This is a genomic window from Candidatus Ponderosibacter sp. Uisw_141_02, from assembly GCF_048087665.1.
Taxonomy (GTDB): domain Bacteria; phylum Pseudomonadota; class Alphaproteobacteria; order Puniceispirillales; family Puniceispirillaceae; genus UBA3439.
Window position 1 is genome coordinate 363,237 of the sequence record NZ_CP159807.1, and the last position, 14,982, is coordinate 378,218.

16 protein-coding genes are annotated in these 14,982 nt (G+C 49.1%); 4 read left to right on the forward strand and 12 right to left on the reverse strand.

Annotated features, from left to right (window positions below):
- The first annotated feature begins 25 nt into the window (after window positions 1-25).
- Genes ABXT40_RS01830 through ABXT40_RS01845 form a run of 4 tightly spaced genes read left to right on the forward strand, consistent with a single transcriptional unit; the run spans window position 26 to window position 3,234 of the window.
- On the forward strand, window positions 26-583 hold the full coding sequence (locus ABXT40_RS01830; RefSeq protein WP_443646138.1) for a TRAP transporter small permease: 558 nt from the start codon (window positions 26-28) through the stop codon (window positions 581-583).
- Window positions 580-1,854 (forward strand): TRAP transporter large permease, encoded by a 1,275-nt coding sequence (locus tag ABXT40_RS01835; RefSeq protein WP_443646139.1) that lies wholly within the window; start codon window positions 580-582, stop codon window positions 1,852-1,854. Before ABXT40_RS01830 ends, ABXT40_RS01835 begins: the two co-directional genes overlap by 4 nt.
- 40 nt (window positions 1,855-1,894) lie before the next feature.
- Entirely contained in the window at window positions 1,895-2,767 is an 873-nt protein-coding gene (locus ABXT40_RS01840; protein ID WP_443646140.1) for an isocitrate lyase/PEP mutase family protein, read from the forward strand.
- A gap of 29 nt (window positions 2,768-2,796) precedes the next feature.
- Entirely contained in the window at window positions 2,797-3,234 is a 438-nt protein-coding gene (locus ABXT40_RS01845) for a hypothetical protein (RefSeq protein ID WP_443646141.1), read from the forward strand.
- 50 nt (window positions 3,235-3,284) lie between these two features.
- Here ABXT40_RS01845 and ABXT40_RS01850 read toward each other — a convergent pair whose 3' ends face one another.
- From ABXT40_RS01850 to ABXT40_RS01905, 12 genes are all read right to left on the reverse strand, one after another.
- Complete coding sequence (locus ABXT40_RS01850; protein WP_443646142.1) at window positions 3,285-4,856, reverse strand: GMC family oxidoreductase; 1,572 nt, start codon at window positions 4,854-4,856, stop codon at window positions 3,285-3,287.
- Between the two features lie 10 nt (window positions 4,857-4,866).
- Window positions 4,867-5,382, reverse strand: a complete 516-nt coding sequence (locus ABXT40_RS01855) for a twin-arginine translocation signal domain-containing protein (RefSeq protein WP_443646143.1) — start codon at window positions 5,380-5,382, stop codon at window positions 4,867-4,869.
- A gap of 26 nt (window positions 5,383-5,408) precedes the next feature.
- Window positions 5,409-5,804, reverse strand: coding sequence for a VOC family protein (locus tag ABXT40_RS01860; RefSeq protein WP_443646144.1), 396 nt, complete (start codon window positions 5,802-5,804; stop codon window positions 5,409-5,411).
- A 93-nt stretch (window positions 5,805-5,897) separates the two neighbouring features.
- Window positions 5,898-6,230, reverse strand: a complete 333-nt coding sequence (locus ABXT40_RS01865; RefSeq protein ID WP_443646145.1) for a ribbon-helix-helix domain-containing protein — start codon at window positions 6,228-6,230, stop codon at window positions 5,898-5,900.
- A 386-nt stretch (window positions 6,231-6,616) separates the two neighbouring features.
- On the reverse strand, window positions 6,617-7,291 hold the full coding sequence (locus ABXT40_RS01870; RefSeq protein ID WP_443646146.1) for a hypothetical protein: 675 nt from the start codon (window positions 7,289-7,291) through the stop codon (window positions 6,617-6,619).
- Window positions 7,292-7,440: 149 nt separating this feature from the next.
- Window positions 7,441-8,343, reverse strand: coding sequence for a DUF1932 domain-containing protein (locus ABXT40_RS01875; protein ID WP_443646147.1), 903 nt, complete (start codon window positions 8,341-8,343; stop codon window positions 7,441-7,443).
- A 54-nt stretch (window positions 8,344-8,397) separates the two neighbouring features.
- Complete coding sequence (gene fni / locus ABXT40_RS01880; protein ID WP_443646148.1) at window positions 8,398-9,483, reverse strand: type 2 isopentenyl-diphosphate Delta-isomerase; 1,086 nt, start codon at window positions 9,481-9,483, stop codon at window positions 8,398-8,400.
- Window positions 9,480-10,313: a Brp/Blh family beta-carotene 15,15'-dioxygenase gene (locus ABXT40_RS01885; protein ID WP_443646149.1), complete on the reverse strand. Its 834-nt coding sequence runs from the start codon at window positions 10,311-10,313 to the stop codon at window positions 9,480-9,482. Before ABXT40_RS01885 ends, fni begins: the two co-directional genes overlap by 4 nt.
- Window positions 10,310-11,383: a lycopene cyclase family protein gene (locus ABXT40_RS01890; RefSeq protein ID WP_443646150.1), complete on the reverse strand. Its 1,074-nt coding sequence runs from the start codon at window positions 11,381-11,383 to the stop codon at window positions 10,310-10,312. The genes ABXT40_RS01885 and ABXT40_RS01890 overlap by 4 nt, the downstream gene beginning before the upstream one ends.
- A 13-nt stretch (window positions 11,384-11,396) precedes the next feature.
- A complete protein-coding gene (locus ABXT40_RS01895) occupies window positions 11,397-12,293 on the reverse strand; it encodes a phytoene/squalene synthase family protein (protein ID WP_443646151.1) in 897 nt (298 codons plus the stop codon).
- Between the two features lie 60 nt (window positions 12,294-12,353).
- A complete protein-coding gene (gene crtI, locus ABXT40_RS01900; protein ID WP_443646152.1) occupies window positions 12,354-13,877 on the reverse strand; it encodes a phytoene desaturase family protein in 1,524 nt (507 codons plus the stop codon).
- Window positions 13,878-13,928: 51 nt separating this feature from the next.
- Window positions 13,929-14,951: a polyprenyl synthetase family protein gene (locus ABXT40_RS01905; RefSeq protein ID WP_443646153.1), complete on the reverse strand. Its 1,023-nt coding sequence runs from the start codon at window positions 14,949-14,951 to the stop codon at window positions 13,929-13,931.
- Between the last annotated feature and the right edge of the window lie 31 nt (window positions 14,952-14,982).

Sequence of the window (14,982 nt, forward strand, 5' to 3'; positions counted from 1 at the left end):
CATAACCAGCTTGGGGCCGGCTTTGATGCCGGCCCGGGCCTTTTTATGGGTCAAGTCTCTTTTTATGGATTTTCTAATGACGTCATATATCTTAAATTTTGAGCGCCTAATGACCTTGTTTGCATGGATTGCAGCATGGCTATTTGTGTTGTCAGGGCTGATGTTAAGCTTTGAGGTTATCGCGCGCTATTTCTTCCTATCGCCAACTAAATGGGCGGCTGAATTCAGTCAGTTATGCCTGATCTATGGTACATTACTCGCAATGCCTTGGATTTTACGCTATCGGCGCAACATCCAGATCAATGCGATCACCGCAAAGCTACCCGACATTGCACAGCGTATTACCGCGGTCATAACCATGTGCGTTTTGATTGCTTTTTGTGTTTATGTGACGATTTATGGTTGGGATATTTTTTATGACTCATTTGAACGCGGCCGGACCACTGGCAGCCTAATGGATTTACCTATCTGGATAGCTGAATTACCCGTTCCTTTATTCTTTTTTTGTCTTGCTGTTCAAGCCATCATTGAAATTAAAAAATTGATTGACGGGCTCCCTATTCCCACGGGAGGGCACGAATGAAACTCGCCATTATTCTTGGTTTAATGTTTGGTTTGCTGCTTGCTAGCCTACCGGTCGCTTTCTCACTTGGCAGCCTCGGACTTGGACTTCTGGTAACCGGCGGGTTCTCACCGCTTATGGCACCCCAAGCAATCCTGTCTACACTGGACGGGTTCATTCTTCTGGCTGTACCACTTTTCCTCTTGATGAGTAATATTTTACTCTATGGTGGTTGCGGCAAAGACCTCTATTCTGCCGTTCAGGCGTGGGTTGGGCACTGGCCAGGTGGTCTAGCAATTGCAACCATCGTATCCTGCGGTATTTTTGCTGCTATTTCGGGAGTGTCTGTGGCCACCGCCGCAACGATTGGCGTTGTCGCAATTCCAGAGATGATCGAGCGCGGCTATAACAAGAAATTTGTTTATGGGTTGCTTGCCGCTGGCGGTACTTTGGGCATTTTGATACCGCCAAGCCTGCCGATGATTGTATATGGTTTTATCACTGAAGAAAGCGTGATCGCATTATTCCTTGCAGGGATCGGGCCAGGCATATTTTTGATCGGATTATTCATCTTGTTTTCGATTATCTACGCGCATTTCTTTGGTGGCTACACGCCAAGCGCGCCGGCGAGCTGGCAAGTGCGTCGCCAAAGCATGATCAAGGTTGCCCCAACAATCGGGCTGGCATCATTGATTCTTGGGGGCATTTACACAGGAGTATTCACTCCGACGGAGGCCGCCGCCGTTGGCTTTGCGTTAGCGCTAATCCTAACGGTTGGGATTTTGCGCTCATTGTCATTTGCTAATTTCAAAAAAGCGGTTTTTGAGGCGATGGTTACCACCGCCGCGATTCTGATTATTATTGCGGGCGCCAAGATTTTTGGAAAGGCTATCACCCTTTACCGTATTCCGCAGGAAATCTCGATGGCGATTCAATTGCTGATCGACAGCAAAGCCATGTTTATTCTTGTGGTCTGTATTGTGCTCATTGCGATGGGGCTGGTTTTTGAAACCCTCTCGATGGTGCTTATCATGGTGCCGGTATTATTGCCGGCGGCTATGAATATGGGCATTGACCCGATCTGGTTTGGTATCTTTATGGTGATCATGGTTGAATGCGCGCTGATTACGCCGCCTGTCGGGCTTAATCTCTATGTTATACAATCGGTTTCGGGAGCGCCCCTTGGCGATGTTGCCAAGGGTGTATTACCATTTTTGGCGCTGATGCTTTTCACCGTTTTCGTGATGTATATCTGGCCGGATTTGGCGCTCTACATACCATTCAAACTGTAATATCTGATAAGGGATGTGCAACGCGATGGCACCTAAAAACATGAACAAGATGGCAGAGACCCTACGCCAAAAAATTGCTTTGGGAAAGTTTCTGCCAATGCCAAGCTGCTTTGACGGTTTGTCGGCCAAGATGATTGAGCAGGAAGGCTTTGACCTTAGCTTCATGTCCGGCTTTGCTGCATCAGCCTCGCGTCTTGGTGCGCCTGATCTCGGGCTAATGTCTTATGGCGAAGTGCTGGACCAAGCCCGCAACGTCACCGAAGCGGCAACAATTCCGGTTATTGTTGATGGCGATACTGGCTATGGTAATGCGATGAACGTCTATCGCACGGTCAGCGGCTTTGCCAGAGTTGGATGTGCTGGCGTGCTGATCGAAGATCAGCTATCGCCAAAACGCTGTGGGCATACGCCGGGCAAAGATGTTGTCGGTCGCGAGGAAGCCTTTGACCGAATTCAGGCGGCAGTTGATGCCAGCCGCGAGGATACTGATATCGTCATCATGGGGCGTACCGATGCCAATCACACGCATGGGTTAAGCGAGGCCATCTACCGTGGGCAGCGGTATCACGAGCTGGGCGCCGAAATTATTTTTATTGAAGCGCCAAAATCAATTGATGAAATGCGCACACTTTGCCGCGAGGTACCGGGATGCAAATTGGCCAATATTGTTGAGGGCGGCCTGACACCTGATTTGCCGATGGGCGCACTTGAAGAGATCGGCTATCAGATGGCGGTCTATCCATTAACCCTATTGGCCGCATCCATGCAGGCGATGAAATTAGCGCTTGATCACATCAAAACTGACACACGGCAAAATGCTGGTCTGATGGATTTCTCCGAACTGCGACACCGGATCGGCTTTGATGAGTATTATGAAACATCATCACGCTATGAAACATCCTATCGCAAGTGACAGCCGTTGGGAGTTGGCAATGTCGTCATATGCCCCAGATGATGTTACCGTTGTCTGCTGGTGTTGTTTTGAGTAATGATACTCAACTGATCGAGGCGGTTATGTGCAAGTCCATATCAACATTATTTCTGGCGACAGGTCTATTTGTATCGGCCATTTCAACCGGTCAGGCCAAAACGCCAATCTATTGTGAGACGACGCAGATTCTGCAGACGGAACGACACAAAATCACCAAGTCAAAAAATGAAACATTTAGAATGACCGTATCAAAAGATATGGTGGCGTTCGGCATCAATGGATTTACTGGTGGAACCAACGCATTCAAGATCTCGCGATTTGAGAAACTGACTGATTGGCAGGCCGATTATGACCGGTTCTATATTTCATTTTTAGATGGGAATTTTTATTTTGCTGCTGTCTTCCCACACAGCTCACGGGCTGTTAGCGCAAAGTGCCAAATATATTGAACAAAAAAGCGCCGCATAAAATGCGACGCTTCTCTCAAATTTCAATTTAATCAGATATTGCCTTTAGACATTTCAGACGCAATCCGCTCCGCCTGACGAATTGCAAGCGCGACAATTGTTAGTGTCGGATTTTCTGCGGCTCCCGTAGTAAACTGGCTACCATCCGATACGAACAAATTCTTGATATCGTGCGTTTGCCCCCATTTATTGACAACCCCATCACGCGCCTTAGCAGACATTCTGTTAGTACCAAGGTTATGTGTAGACGGGTATGGCGGTGTTGGAAATGTTCTGACCGCACCCACGGCATCATAGACTGCGGCACCCTGCTTATAGGCATGGTTACGCATTGCGATATCGTTTGGATGATCGTCAAAATGGACATTAGGGGTTGGCAAGCCAAACTGATCCTTAACATCGTAATTTAACGAAACCCGGTTTGTTTCTTGCGGCATGTCTTCACCAACAATCCACATCCCCGCCATGTTCTCATATTGATCAAGAGCTGACGTGAACTCGCGTCCCCAAGCGCCAGGATCGAGGAACGCCGCCATAAACGGAATACCAAGCGACAATGTTTCCAGTTCATAGCCGCCAACAAACCCGCGAGATGGGTCGTGCCGAGCTTCGTCTTGGATGATGCCTGCCATAGTGGTACCCCGCCACATTTTAACTGGCTTGTCGAAGGTCGCATAAACAGACCCCGTCATGTGACGCATATAGTTTCGGCCAACCTGGCCAGAAGAATTGGCTAATCCATCAGGGAACATTGATGACGCCGAGTTCAACAGCAAGCGAGGGCTTTCGATTGAGTTGCCAGCAACACAAACAATCCGCGCTTTTTGAACATGCTGTTTCCCATCAGCATCGGCATAAATAACGCCCGTAACCTTACCAGATGCGTCATGTTCAATCTTCAACGCTTGCGAATTGATCCGGACCTCAAGGTTTCCAGTGGCTTCACCAACAGGAATCTCATTATAGCCTGCTGACCATTTTGCCCCCCATTTACACCCTTGGAAACAGAAACCTGTTTGCTGACACGCAACAAAATCATCATAGTCTTTTGAGTTGATTGCCATACGTCCGGTATGAACATCTTTATAACCGAGTTTTTTAGCGCCAGCCTCAAACACTTTATAGTTATTGTTACCCGGAAGCCCTTTACGGCCACCCGTGCGCGTGACGCGAAGCTTTTCCTCGGCCTTTGTATAATAGGGATCCATGGTTTTAGCATCAATTGGCCAATCAAGCAGGCTAGCACCTGTTACATTGCCGTAGACAGTCTGGGTTTTCCATTCATGCTCTTGAAACCGCAGCGATGCACCCGCCCAATGCTGGCTTGAGCCGCCAACACCTTTAACGATCCACGCAGGCAAACCGGAGAAATCTTTTGCAACGCGCCAGCTTCCAGAAGTTGAGCGACTATCCAGCCACGAAATCTGGCCGAAACTCGCCCATTCATCATTGACGAAATCTTCAGGGCCATGACGGCCACCAGCCTCTAAAGCCACGACCTTGACGCCCTTTTGGGCCAATTCACTGGCTAATACGCCACCACCAGGTCCAGTGCCGATTACAACGACGACATTACCGTCCTTTTTATCGAAAGATACAGACATATTACCCCCCCTATACCCACTTAATATCGTTAAAGCCGCGATCGATGTAACCGCCTTTACTAAAGCTCTCACCCTCATATCCAAACACAGGCCAAACTGCTTTTTGATTGTATAGGCCGGTGATTAATCCGCCGCGAATTTGCTGGAAAAACGGGCTGGATTCCATTGAGCGAAGAATATCAACGCGATCGCGTTCCCAGCCAGCGGCAAGATAGCTTGCATGCCCCCGACCTTTGGCGGCGGCATTCAAGGCTGCTATACCTTCCTCAACTGGCCCTTTCGACTCGGCCGTGTCATACCCTTTTACAGCGGCGGCATAAAACTCATCTGCAATGTTGTCGTGAGGATATATATCTCGCGCCATTTGGATGAGGGTTGCCATTGTGCTTGACTTCAGATGCGTGACTTCCAGTGCCCAAGCTGCGTTTGATGCGGCCACAAAGCCACCACCAATGATTAGCAGTGAGCCAGCGGCGACACTCGTCTTAAGCAAATCTCGTCTTGTGAGTGATTTGACGTAACTCATTATTTCCTCCCTTGTTCCCTATTTTCCTATTTGAAGCGTCCATGTCTTTGAAGCACTTCGATCTCGTAACCATCTGGGTCTTGAACGAAGAAAAATTTTGCCAAAAGCACTCCATTCTGCTCAAATTCAACGAGCTTTCTTGGCTTAAGTCCTGCTGCTTCAAAACGCGCATGTTCAACGTCGATATCATCTACGCTGACAGCCAAATGGCCATATCCATCACCCAGTTCATAGGCTTCTGTTCGGCCTTTATTGATGGTGAGTTCTAATTCAAATTCAGTCTCAGGGTTGCTCATATAGACCAGCGTGAAGCTCTCAAAATCTAATCTATCGGCAACTGTGAGATTGAACGCCGCCTCGTAAAAGGCCACTGATTTGGCCTCATTAAGAACGCGGATCATCGAATGTATCGCTTTAGCCAACTCTTCCCTCCTGATTTTTATAACCTTCTGGCTGGTAAAATCTTAGGGAGAGGAATTTGCTGCGTGGTAGTATCACATTACTACAAAGGCATTTTATGGGAAAAAATTTTTCAATTGTTCGTTTGTTTCAGCTGATCGTACAAACAAATTTGAACTTGGATTCAATGTGATAAGCTGCATTTTTTTAACACAGGAGCATCGTAATAATGACGTGAAATTTTTTGCTTCACCGTGTATTTCAATAACTTCTGAATGAAGCGTCGACAAGAACGTGGGGGTCGACACGCCTTCTTCTTCCGCCATAGCGTCTATGATTGCCCAAAACGACCTCTCCAGCCTAATTGATGTGCTTTGTCCATTAAGGCGGATATTACGCGTAATTGGCTCATAAGAATCTTGCGGCTGACTAGCAAAAATTTCACACATTGGTCATCCCCCCCAAACTTCATTTTACAATTTTTGAACTTTAAACTGTTTAGTCAATAGACCAGTGTCAGGCCATAAGTTTACTAACCTGATAACTACTTCAACTTTATATTATTTGAATGTCATTTTCTCATCAAAAAGTACTTTTTTTTCCATAAATTTTAGTGATTAACTCTAAATTATAATAATTTAGTAGATAAAATTTTTACTCACCCAATTTGATGGGTAATTTTAACTTAGCCCAAGCTATTGCTGCGCTGCTGGCAAAAGGGAAAAATCATGACTGACATAATGCTAGCCAATTTGTGTCTTATTTAGAGCTCTTTTATGGTTATCGTGGGCCTTGAGACTTGATAAAGGCAACACCTGCAACCCAAAAGCCTCAATCAAACGGGCCATATCTTTTTGCCAGATTGATGGCGAACGGATGCTTTTTTGATACCGTCACTTAAGATTTCTGCTTCCAAATCGAAATCGATGATATCGTCGGTGAATCCGGATTGATTTGTTTCATGAAATAGGATGTGCGCCGGTGGTCCAGTGACGCTAAAAAATTTATGCGTAATGGCGTCATTGTGAGCGGCATCCGGGTTGTCACTTCGCAGCTTTGGCAGCAAATTCTGTACTATCCATGCGCCAATTGCTTCGCCCTGTTCCACTGCGTTAATCACCAGAAAATCAAGCCGGTCAGAATTGATGGGCTCCAATGCCATCGCATGATCATTGCTTGTGCTTGGCGTACTTCTATCGCTCCATTCATGCACGAGAATCGTTTGAAAGGGATTGCGCCGCTGCGCCATCATTTCACGGGTTAAATCATCTTGTTTTGTCTTCAGCTGCGCTGGACTGGGGTCAAGGAATATGCGGGTTGAAATGCCGCCAAATAACGCAATATAGCTATGGGTTTTTGGCGTGGTGGCGCTACCTTCGAAATGGGCGGCCCAGCTATATCCGGGTCGGGCCAGCTTTTCCGGAATATGGATTTGGTGAAACCAGTCGAGATAGGTTTCGCGATCTTCTTTTGAAATCTCATAGGTCAAGGCCCAAATTGCACCTGTCATTCACCTATCTCATATCCTGTTACCAGCCGGTCTAATTAATAAGACAACCACCAGCGGGTCAAGGCGCAAAACGCAAATTGGCCGGTTTTGTTTGGCCGGTTTATGGAGATGAATCCAGTCAGGTCTAAGGCGTGACGCCAAAGCCGGTGTTAACCTTCTGCCCGCAACGCATCAACATAGAGTTGTAGAACATCGGCAAGCGCACGATTATCTTGCGCCGTTTCGCGGGTCTCGCTTGCCAGCGGTGTCTTATTGGCAAGTTTCATAATATCGGCGGCGCCCTGATGGAAATGCGCGGTCATGCCATAGGCGTCATAGGTGCTGGCAATTTCTTCCATTTCAAAAATCCAGCGTTTGGCATCAAGCGGAATGCGCGGTGCCATCCGTTCGATTGTTGCCATTGTATGCGGCTGGCTTGCCGCAAGTTCGGCGAAGATTTCGTCGCGCAAGCCGGCTAGTTCGGCCATCACTGCGACCGCGGCAAAAAGTGAAAATGCACCTTTGGTGCTGCTGGCGTAAACCATTTTCATTGCCGAAGCGCGGCCAATTTCGCTGCCAAGATCACGAACCACCAAGCCGCGTCCATCAAACTGGCGAACAAGCGTGGTTGTCTTGCCGCTGACATAAAGCCGCGTCCCTTGATTTTCCTTTACCGGATTCAGCCCGATCAGGCCGCCATCAATGAAATCGACCGGCATATCATCAAAGGCCGAAGCCACCTTTTTGGCGGTGGCAGGCGATATCGCGTTACAATCGACATAATCGGGATAGGCCTTGGCAGCTTTCATCGCTGCGGCGGCTTCTTGTGCTTGCTGCACTGCATATTCGGGCGGCAGGATCGACAGGATAAGATCGGCCGTTTGCATGACATCGCCAAGCGTTTGCATATCTTCAAGGCCGGCTTTTTCGGCAAGGGCGCGGGTGCGCTGGCTTCGCCCGTTCAGGCAGCTAATCACGCGCATTCCATGCTGACGGAAAACGGTGGCGCATCCATGCCCCATATCACCAGGCATTAAAATGGCAACGCAATTGAGGGATTTTGTTTTGGTCATTGGATCGGTCTTTTTGCGGGAAAGGGGAAAAGGGGGGATTGCGCCATTGGTGTCTTACAAAGCCTGACCATCAAGCCATGCTGGTTTGCGGCGAAATTCGGCAAGATTTGGCGCGCCAGTCAAAAACAGGGTCAATGCCATTTGCTGTTTTAACTGGGCAGCGAATTGCCCAAGCTGATCGAGTGATGGTGTTTTATCATCATCAAGAAGCCGCTTTAACATTGGTCCGGCAAGTGATGTCATATCCGCACCAAGCCAATAGGCGCGCATCGCATCAAGACCGTGCCGAAGCCCGCCGGATGCAATGATCAACTGCGCCTGCCGCAACCTCTTGGGGCGCGATTTCGTAACTGCCATAAGGCAATCAAGCGTAGGAATACCCCAATCCAGAAATGGCGCAAAAGGCGTAATATCATCATCACGCCGTGCCGCTTCGATCCGCGCCCAATTGGTGCCGCCAAATCCGGCAACATCAACCGCCGCAACGCCGCAGGCAAAAAGATCGCTTGCAAGGCTGGCCGAAATGCCAGCCCCAACTTCCTTGACAATAACCGGTGCCATATCGGCTTTTACAAGCGCCGCAATGGCATCACGCACGCCGCGCCAATCATGCTCGCCCTCGGGCTGAACCGCCTCTTGAAGTGGGTTTAGATGGATTGCAATGGCATTGGCCTGCAAATCGTCAATGGCGGCTTTGGCCAAATCAATCCCATCAGATCGTGCCAATTGAATGCCGCCCAAATTACCGATGATCGGAATATCTGGGGCGATGGCGCGAAGATCAGATGCGGTTTTGCCAAGTTCAAGCGCGGCGCGTTGCGAGCCAACGGCAAAGGCAATTTTATGTTCTTGCGCCACCGCGGCAAGGGCGCGATTAATAGCTTCGGCACGCATCGTACCGCCGGTCATTGCGCCAATCATCATTGGCGCTGCAAGTTGCTTGCCCAAGAATTCAACTGACAGGTCAATCGCTGAAAGCGCGATTTCAGGCAGAGCACAATGTTCGAAACGCAGCCGGTCAAATCCATTATCGCTGGCTGATTTTGTGGCTGGATCAAGCGCCAGATCAATATGCGCATCTTTGCGCGAGGCGGCGGCTGTTTTCTGGCCTGTCAAAATCTGCTCTCTATCCGATGTCATTCTGTTTGGCGCCCTTGTTTTTTTGCAAAAAATCCATCAACAAGAATCATATGCGGCACAGTCAACGCGGCAAGACCGATAAAAACAACTTGCAGCAAAGCCGCGTCCAGATTGCCGGTCTCAAGCCATACCAAGGCCACGCCGCCAACAAGCCAACTTGCCAAGGTGAAGCCTGCCGCCTGCTTGTAAAGACCCTCTGGTGATGATGAAGAGGCTAGCACATGCCAGATGCGGCGCATATGCCTGCCAGTATGGATGATACAAAAATACAATGCAAAGCTGACCAGCGGTGGCAAGAACGCAAAAACCACAGCAAGCAAAACGAACTCGGCAAATCGGGCGCGAAGTGATGCATCACGGAATGCCATCAAGCTATAAACACCAGCCATCAACCCCATCACCGGAACCATGATATTGCTCGTCAAAATTGGCAGATTTGAATCGCCATTTGTCAGGGCATCAAATAGCGGGACGACGCTTGATTGCTGGAAATAGATAATGCCAAAAATCGGTAAACCGCCGTGAAGTAGAACCTGCATCATAAAAATCGGCCTCGATTGTGCCGACGCATCGCCCCGGCCAAAATGGATCATCGAAATGATCAGGAAAAGCGTCAAAGTGACCGCGGGAAACATGATCCAAATCACTATAACAAGACCGGCTGCGGCGCAATAGCTGATAATGAATTTTGCCGCTTCAGCAAGTGACCGTCCGGCACCAAGATGATTGGCAATCGCGCCGTCAAAGGCACCATGGGGAAGGCCGATCAAAACCACAAACAACAAGGCAATCACGCTTGCCATATCGAGTAAGACCAGCCCTTCAATCATGATTTTCCTGCCTTGTCACTTTGAAAAAGCGCGCGAAGAAATGGCCATTTTGGCATGGCAAGAACCAGTTTTGTCCATAAGCGCGGCCCTGCCTCGCCACTAAGGAAAAGGGCAAACTCATCACCTGTAAGCCGGTCTGCCATCGCGGTAAAAATCTGTGGCGCCAGTTCTGGGTGATGGCGGATAACGCGCAGAAAGAGACCGTCCATGAATAATTCAAACCGGCTATGCGGTGTTTTGACGGTTAAAGGCTGGCCCGGTTTTGCGCTGATAATGATCTGATCAATTTGCTTTTGGATAAAGCTAAAAGCATAGCCGCTTGACGGCCGGATGGCGCCGCCATTTGCCCCAATGCCGGTCAAATTCGGGTCACGTGGCGGCAGGGTTGCCATCGGGATAACGCCTTTTTCGCGGCGGATTATTTGATAGTCATCAATGCCAATGATCCCTTTTAAATAACGTTTGATGGCAGAATCATAAAAAGGTTCGGGAGCGAGTTCAGGCGAAAATAAGGTTGATTCAACAAGCGCGTTGCGCGCGCTGAAGGGAAGGCAATAAATAAAATGCATGCCGCGACTCTGGTCGCAGCGAAAATCCATCAAAATTGCTGTTGTGCTGTCAAAAACATCATGGTCGGCGGTGATTTCATAGCCGGAAAAATGCTGAAGCATCACCCCATCTTTCATTGATGGTGGACGGCTGTCTAATATTTGCAACGCCTGTTTTGGGGCTGGTTCTGGCTGAAAATTCACCCCTGCCGCAAGCGCCTTTTGGCGGCATTTTTCCAACCATTCATAGCGGTGAATTGCTGAGTAGGGGTGATTTTGTGATGATCTTTCGATCATGCGGTCGGGGCTAATAATGCGCCATTGAAGCCATTGTTTGCGCGCGCCATCACTGGCGTCACGCAACCACGGCATCGCCCAAAAACCCCAGATGTGATCATCAGCCTTATGCATTTCGGGGTCGATAATGGTGAAATGATGATTGGTAAACTCAGATGCTCTGGCGGCAAGTGATAAGCTGGCGCAGCCTGCCCCAAGACAATCAACGGCCATTTGTTTAGCCATGTTATTTGATGCCTTATCTGACATGCGGCAAACCTCTTATCGCATCATGCAAATTTGACTCATGCGGTGCGGCTTTTTGAAACCGAAGACGCAATGTGCCAAAGGCGCGCAAGCTGCATCTTATTTTGGTGCTGATGCTGGTGGTCTGGCGGCCGCCATGCCAAGGATAGTTTTGCTGTGCAAGCTGGACGCCAATTTGCCGATAGACAAGCGCGGCAACGGCAATCGATATATGCGCCCGCAATGGCAAATAGGATAACCCGGCGATGCCGCTTTTGTAATAATCATCGGCTAAGGTCAAAAGGCGCGAAACGGCATTTGTGACTGGCAATGCGGCATCGTCACCAGGTATTTTTGCCAGCGCCACAATCTGTTCAGGGGCAAGATCGCCAACCCAGCTTGCCGGAAGATAGCGCCGCCCCATGCCAGCATCTTCCAAAACATCGCGGGCGATATTGGTAAGCTGCATGGCAATGCCAAGGTCAATGGCATGACCCAGCGCTTGCTCATCATCACAATCAAGGACATTACACATCAAAATCCCAACGGTGCCGGCAACATGATACGCATAGGACAGCAATTCGGCTTCGGATTTGATACGAACCGGTTTCTGGTCACTCAATAACCCGTCAATCAGCGCCATAATAACCTTTGTCGGAAACTTCTGTTTGGTCAAAAATGGCTGGAAATTGGTAAAAAGTGGGTCACTGGCTGTGTCGGCGGTCAAAAGATCTTTGCGGATACGGCCAAGCCGTTTTGGGCCATGTTGAATATCACCATCAGCCATATCATCAAGAACGCGGCAGAATTGATAAAGCTGTTCTGCCCTCATGCCCATATGCTGGCCTAGAAAGCGCCGCGCCCAATGAAAGCTTTTCCCATAGACTGCAAGCGCTTTATCGGCTGTCATTGTCTCGCTATGGGCTATGGTCACCATGATCTACCAATTTCTGAAATGATTAGATCACAATCATAGCGCAACAATAGGGGCTGTGGCGACGGTCTGTTTGTCTTCATCTTCGGCAACCAAATGTTCGACCACCTTTGCCGAACATAAAACGCCCGGAATACCGGCGCCCGGATGGGCACCAGCGGCGGCAAAATAAAGATTGGGAATATGCGGGTCACGATTGTGAAACCGGAACCATGCTGATTGCATGAAGATTGGCGCAATCGAAAAGCCAGCCCCATGCATTGACCGGTAATCATTCTTGAAATCTTCGGGTGTCATATAGAAAGGATCCGAAATCACATTTTCCAGATCAGGCAAATTGGTCTCGGATAATGCCCTGATGATGCGTTTTTGCAAATCAGGCCCTGTCACGTTCCAGTCAATATCGGCGCGTAGATTTGGAACCGGACATAAGACATAAAAACTGTCACAGCCTTCAGGGGCAAAGCTTTTATCGGTCGCGGTCGGGCGGTGAAGATAAAGCGAGAAATCATCGGCCAAGATTTTGCGATCAAAAATATCTGCCAGCAATTCCTTGTAACGCGGCCCCATCCAGATTGTGTGATGTGCGATGTCGTCATAGGTTTTGCGTGTGCCGAAAAACAAAACAAACAAGCCCATTGAATATTGGGTCATTGATTCCGGCATCAGGCGTTTCCGGCCAGCGTTTTTCGCTGGCAACATCTGGCTATAGACGGTTGGTGGGTCACCATTGCAAATAACCCTGTCAGCGGCAAAATGCGTGCCGTCAGCGGTTGTGGCACCAATCGCCCGGCCATCTATAAGATCAATGCTGGTAATATCGGTATTAAGAACAATATTTACCCCAACACGGCGCATTAGCGCATCCAGCTCGGCAACAAGCCGGCCAGTGCCGCCCATGGCAAAAAATACCCCCCAGCGTCGTTCAAGATAATGGATCAGAGCATAGATTGATGTCGTGCTGAAAGGATTGCCCCCAACCAGCAAAGGGTGTATCGAAAAAGCCTGCCGCAATAATGGGTGTTTGATATATTTATTCACAATGCCGGCGACTGAAAAATAGCTTTGTAATTTTAACAGGCTTGGAATCTGCGCCAGCATCGAAGTGAACCTGGAAAAAGGCTTGTCGGCAAGTTTTTCAAAGCCAATTTCGAAAATTGCCTTTGATGCGCCAAGCAATTTGGCATAGCCAGCAACATCATCTGGTGAAAATCGCCTGATTTCATCATTGGTATCTTCAATTGATGGGCGATAATCAAATTGCTCGCCAGTATGGAAATAAAACCGGTACCATGGGTCAAGCGCCCGAAATTCGACATGATCTTCGCGCTTTTCCCCAAATAGCGCAAACAGCTCGTCAAACAGAAATGGCGCGGTGATGACGGTTGGCCCTGCATCATGGCGAAAGCCACTACGTTCAAACACCTGCGCCCGCCCACCAATGGCCGACAACCGGTCAATCAAGGTAACATCATAGCCGCGTGCACGCATGCGCAAGGCCGAGGCGATTCCGCCAAAGCCAGCACCAATGACCACCACCTTGCCATTTGGCTCTAACAAAACATGCAGGTCCGGCTAAAAAAGGAAAGCAGATCAGACATTATTTTCAAGTCAAGCCGCGCCATTTTTGCTTGCCGTCGCGCAGGCTCGCATGATCAGGCCATGAACTGGCGTCACCACTTCGGAAATTTCGGCTGACAGATCACTGGCATGATGCGTTGCGCGATCCAATGTCGCAAACATACGGTTTGATGCTGCCTTCATGGCGTCAGAGTTAAGAATATGCGCTTGCCATGATACAAGATCGTCGGTGCCGCCGCTGTGATACCAGTCGTTGAACCGTGCTTTTTCATCTTTGGTCAGCCCATCAATGAATGACAGGGTCACGGCATTTGGCGCACGACGCGCAAGGTCGCCAGCAATTAATTTGGCACCGTCACTGCCGTTATAATTCGAAATATCATTTGCGATCTGATAGGCCTCGCCAAGGTCGCGGAAATAACGGCTAATGATTGCCTCGGCTTGATAATCACCAATCATAACGGCAATGCCCTGAATCGGCGCGGTTAATAAAGGCGCTGTTTTGTCAGCGGCAATGGTAAGATAGGCGTCCCAGCTGAGATTGCCATTCCACTCAAATTCCATGGCTTCGCCAGCCGTTGTTCGTGACATATGTTTTGCCAGGATGCGAAGCAAACGCGGCGTGTTGGTAATTTCAGCAGCTTCAGCGGCAAGTTCGAATGACAGCGCAATCAACCAGTCGCCAAGCGTTAGCGCAACATTTCTACCAAATTTTGTCCATACGGCTTGATGGCCGCGGCGTTGCTTGTCGCCATCACAAATATCGTCATGGATTAGCGATGCATTATGCAGAACTTCAACGGCGGCTGCCCAGCGTGTCGCTGCGGGCAGGCTGACATTCAGCACATGAGCGCCGCGCATCGCCATTGTGGTGCGCAGCATTTTGCCAGGGTTGTTAAAGTGATGGGCAGCGGCTTTTGCCAACGGCTGATCAAGCGTTGGAAGCCTGCTTAGAATTAGATTATGGATAATGTCTGTGTCCGATGGGCGCGGTGTTGACGCGCTGATTGTTTTCTCGAAAGCAGTGTTTCGTGATGCCCATAATTCATTCATTGACTGCCTCCGGTAAAATCATCGCGTCGTC

Coding starts and splice junctions, on each gene's coding strand:
- ABXT40_RS01830 (WP_443646138.1), top strand. CDS start 26: ATGCCGGCCCGGGCCTTTTTATGGGTCAAGTCTCTTTTTATGGATTTT.
- ABXT40_RS01835 (WP_443646139.1), top strand. CDS start 580: ATGAAACTCGCCATTATTCTTGGTTTAATGTTTGGTTTGCTGCTTGCT.
- ABXT40_RS01840 (WP_443646140.1), top strand. CDS start 1,895: ATGAACAAGATGGCAGAGACCCTACGCCAAAAAATTGCTTTGGGAAAG.
- ABXT40_RS01845 (WP_443646141.1), top strand. CDS start 2,797: ATGCCCCAGATGATGTTACCGTTGTCTGCTGGTGTTGTTTTGAGTAAT.
- ABXT40_RS01850 (WP_443646142.1), bottom strand. CDS start 4,856: ATGTCTGTATCTTTCGATAAAAAGGACGGTAATGTCGTCGTTGTAATC.
- ABXT40_RS01855 (WP_443646143.1), bottom strand. CDS start 5,382: ATGAGTTACGTCAAATCACTCACAAGACGAGATTTGCTTAAGACGAGT.
- ABXT40_RS01865 (WP_443646145.1), bottom strand. CDS start 6,230: ATGTGTGAAATTTTTGCTAGTCAGCCGCAAGATTCTTATGAGCCAATT.
- ABXT40_RS01870 (WP_443646146.1), bottom strand. CDS start 7,291: ATGACAGGTGCAATTTGGGCCTTGACCTATGAGATTTCAAAAGAAGAT.
- ABXT40_RS01875 (WP_443646147.1), bottom strand. CDS start 8,343: ATGACCAAAACAAAATCCCTCAATTGCGTTGCCATTTTAATGCCTGGT.
- fni (WP_443646148.1), bottom strand. CDS start 9,483: ATGACATCGGATAGAGAGCAGATTTTGACAGGCCAGAAAACAGCCGCC.
- ABXT40_RS01885 (WP_443646149.1), bottom strand. CDS start 10,313: ATGATTGAAGGGCTGGTCTTACTCGATATGGCAAGCGTGATTGCCTTG.
- ABXT40_RS01890 (WP_443646150.1), bottom strand. CDS start 11,383: ATGGCTAAACAAATGGCCGTTGATTGTCTTGGGGCAGGCTGCGCCAGC.
- ABXT40_RS01895 (WP_443646151.1), bottom strand. CDS start 12,293: ATGACAGCCGATAAAGCGCTTGCAGTCTATGGGAAAAGCTTTCATTGG.
- ABXT40_RS01905 (WP_443646153.1), bottom strand. CDS start 14,951: ATGAATGAATTATGGGCATCACGAAACACTGCTTTCGAGAAAACAATC.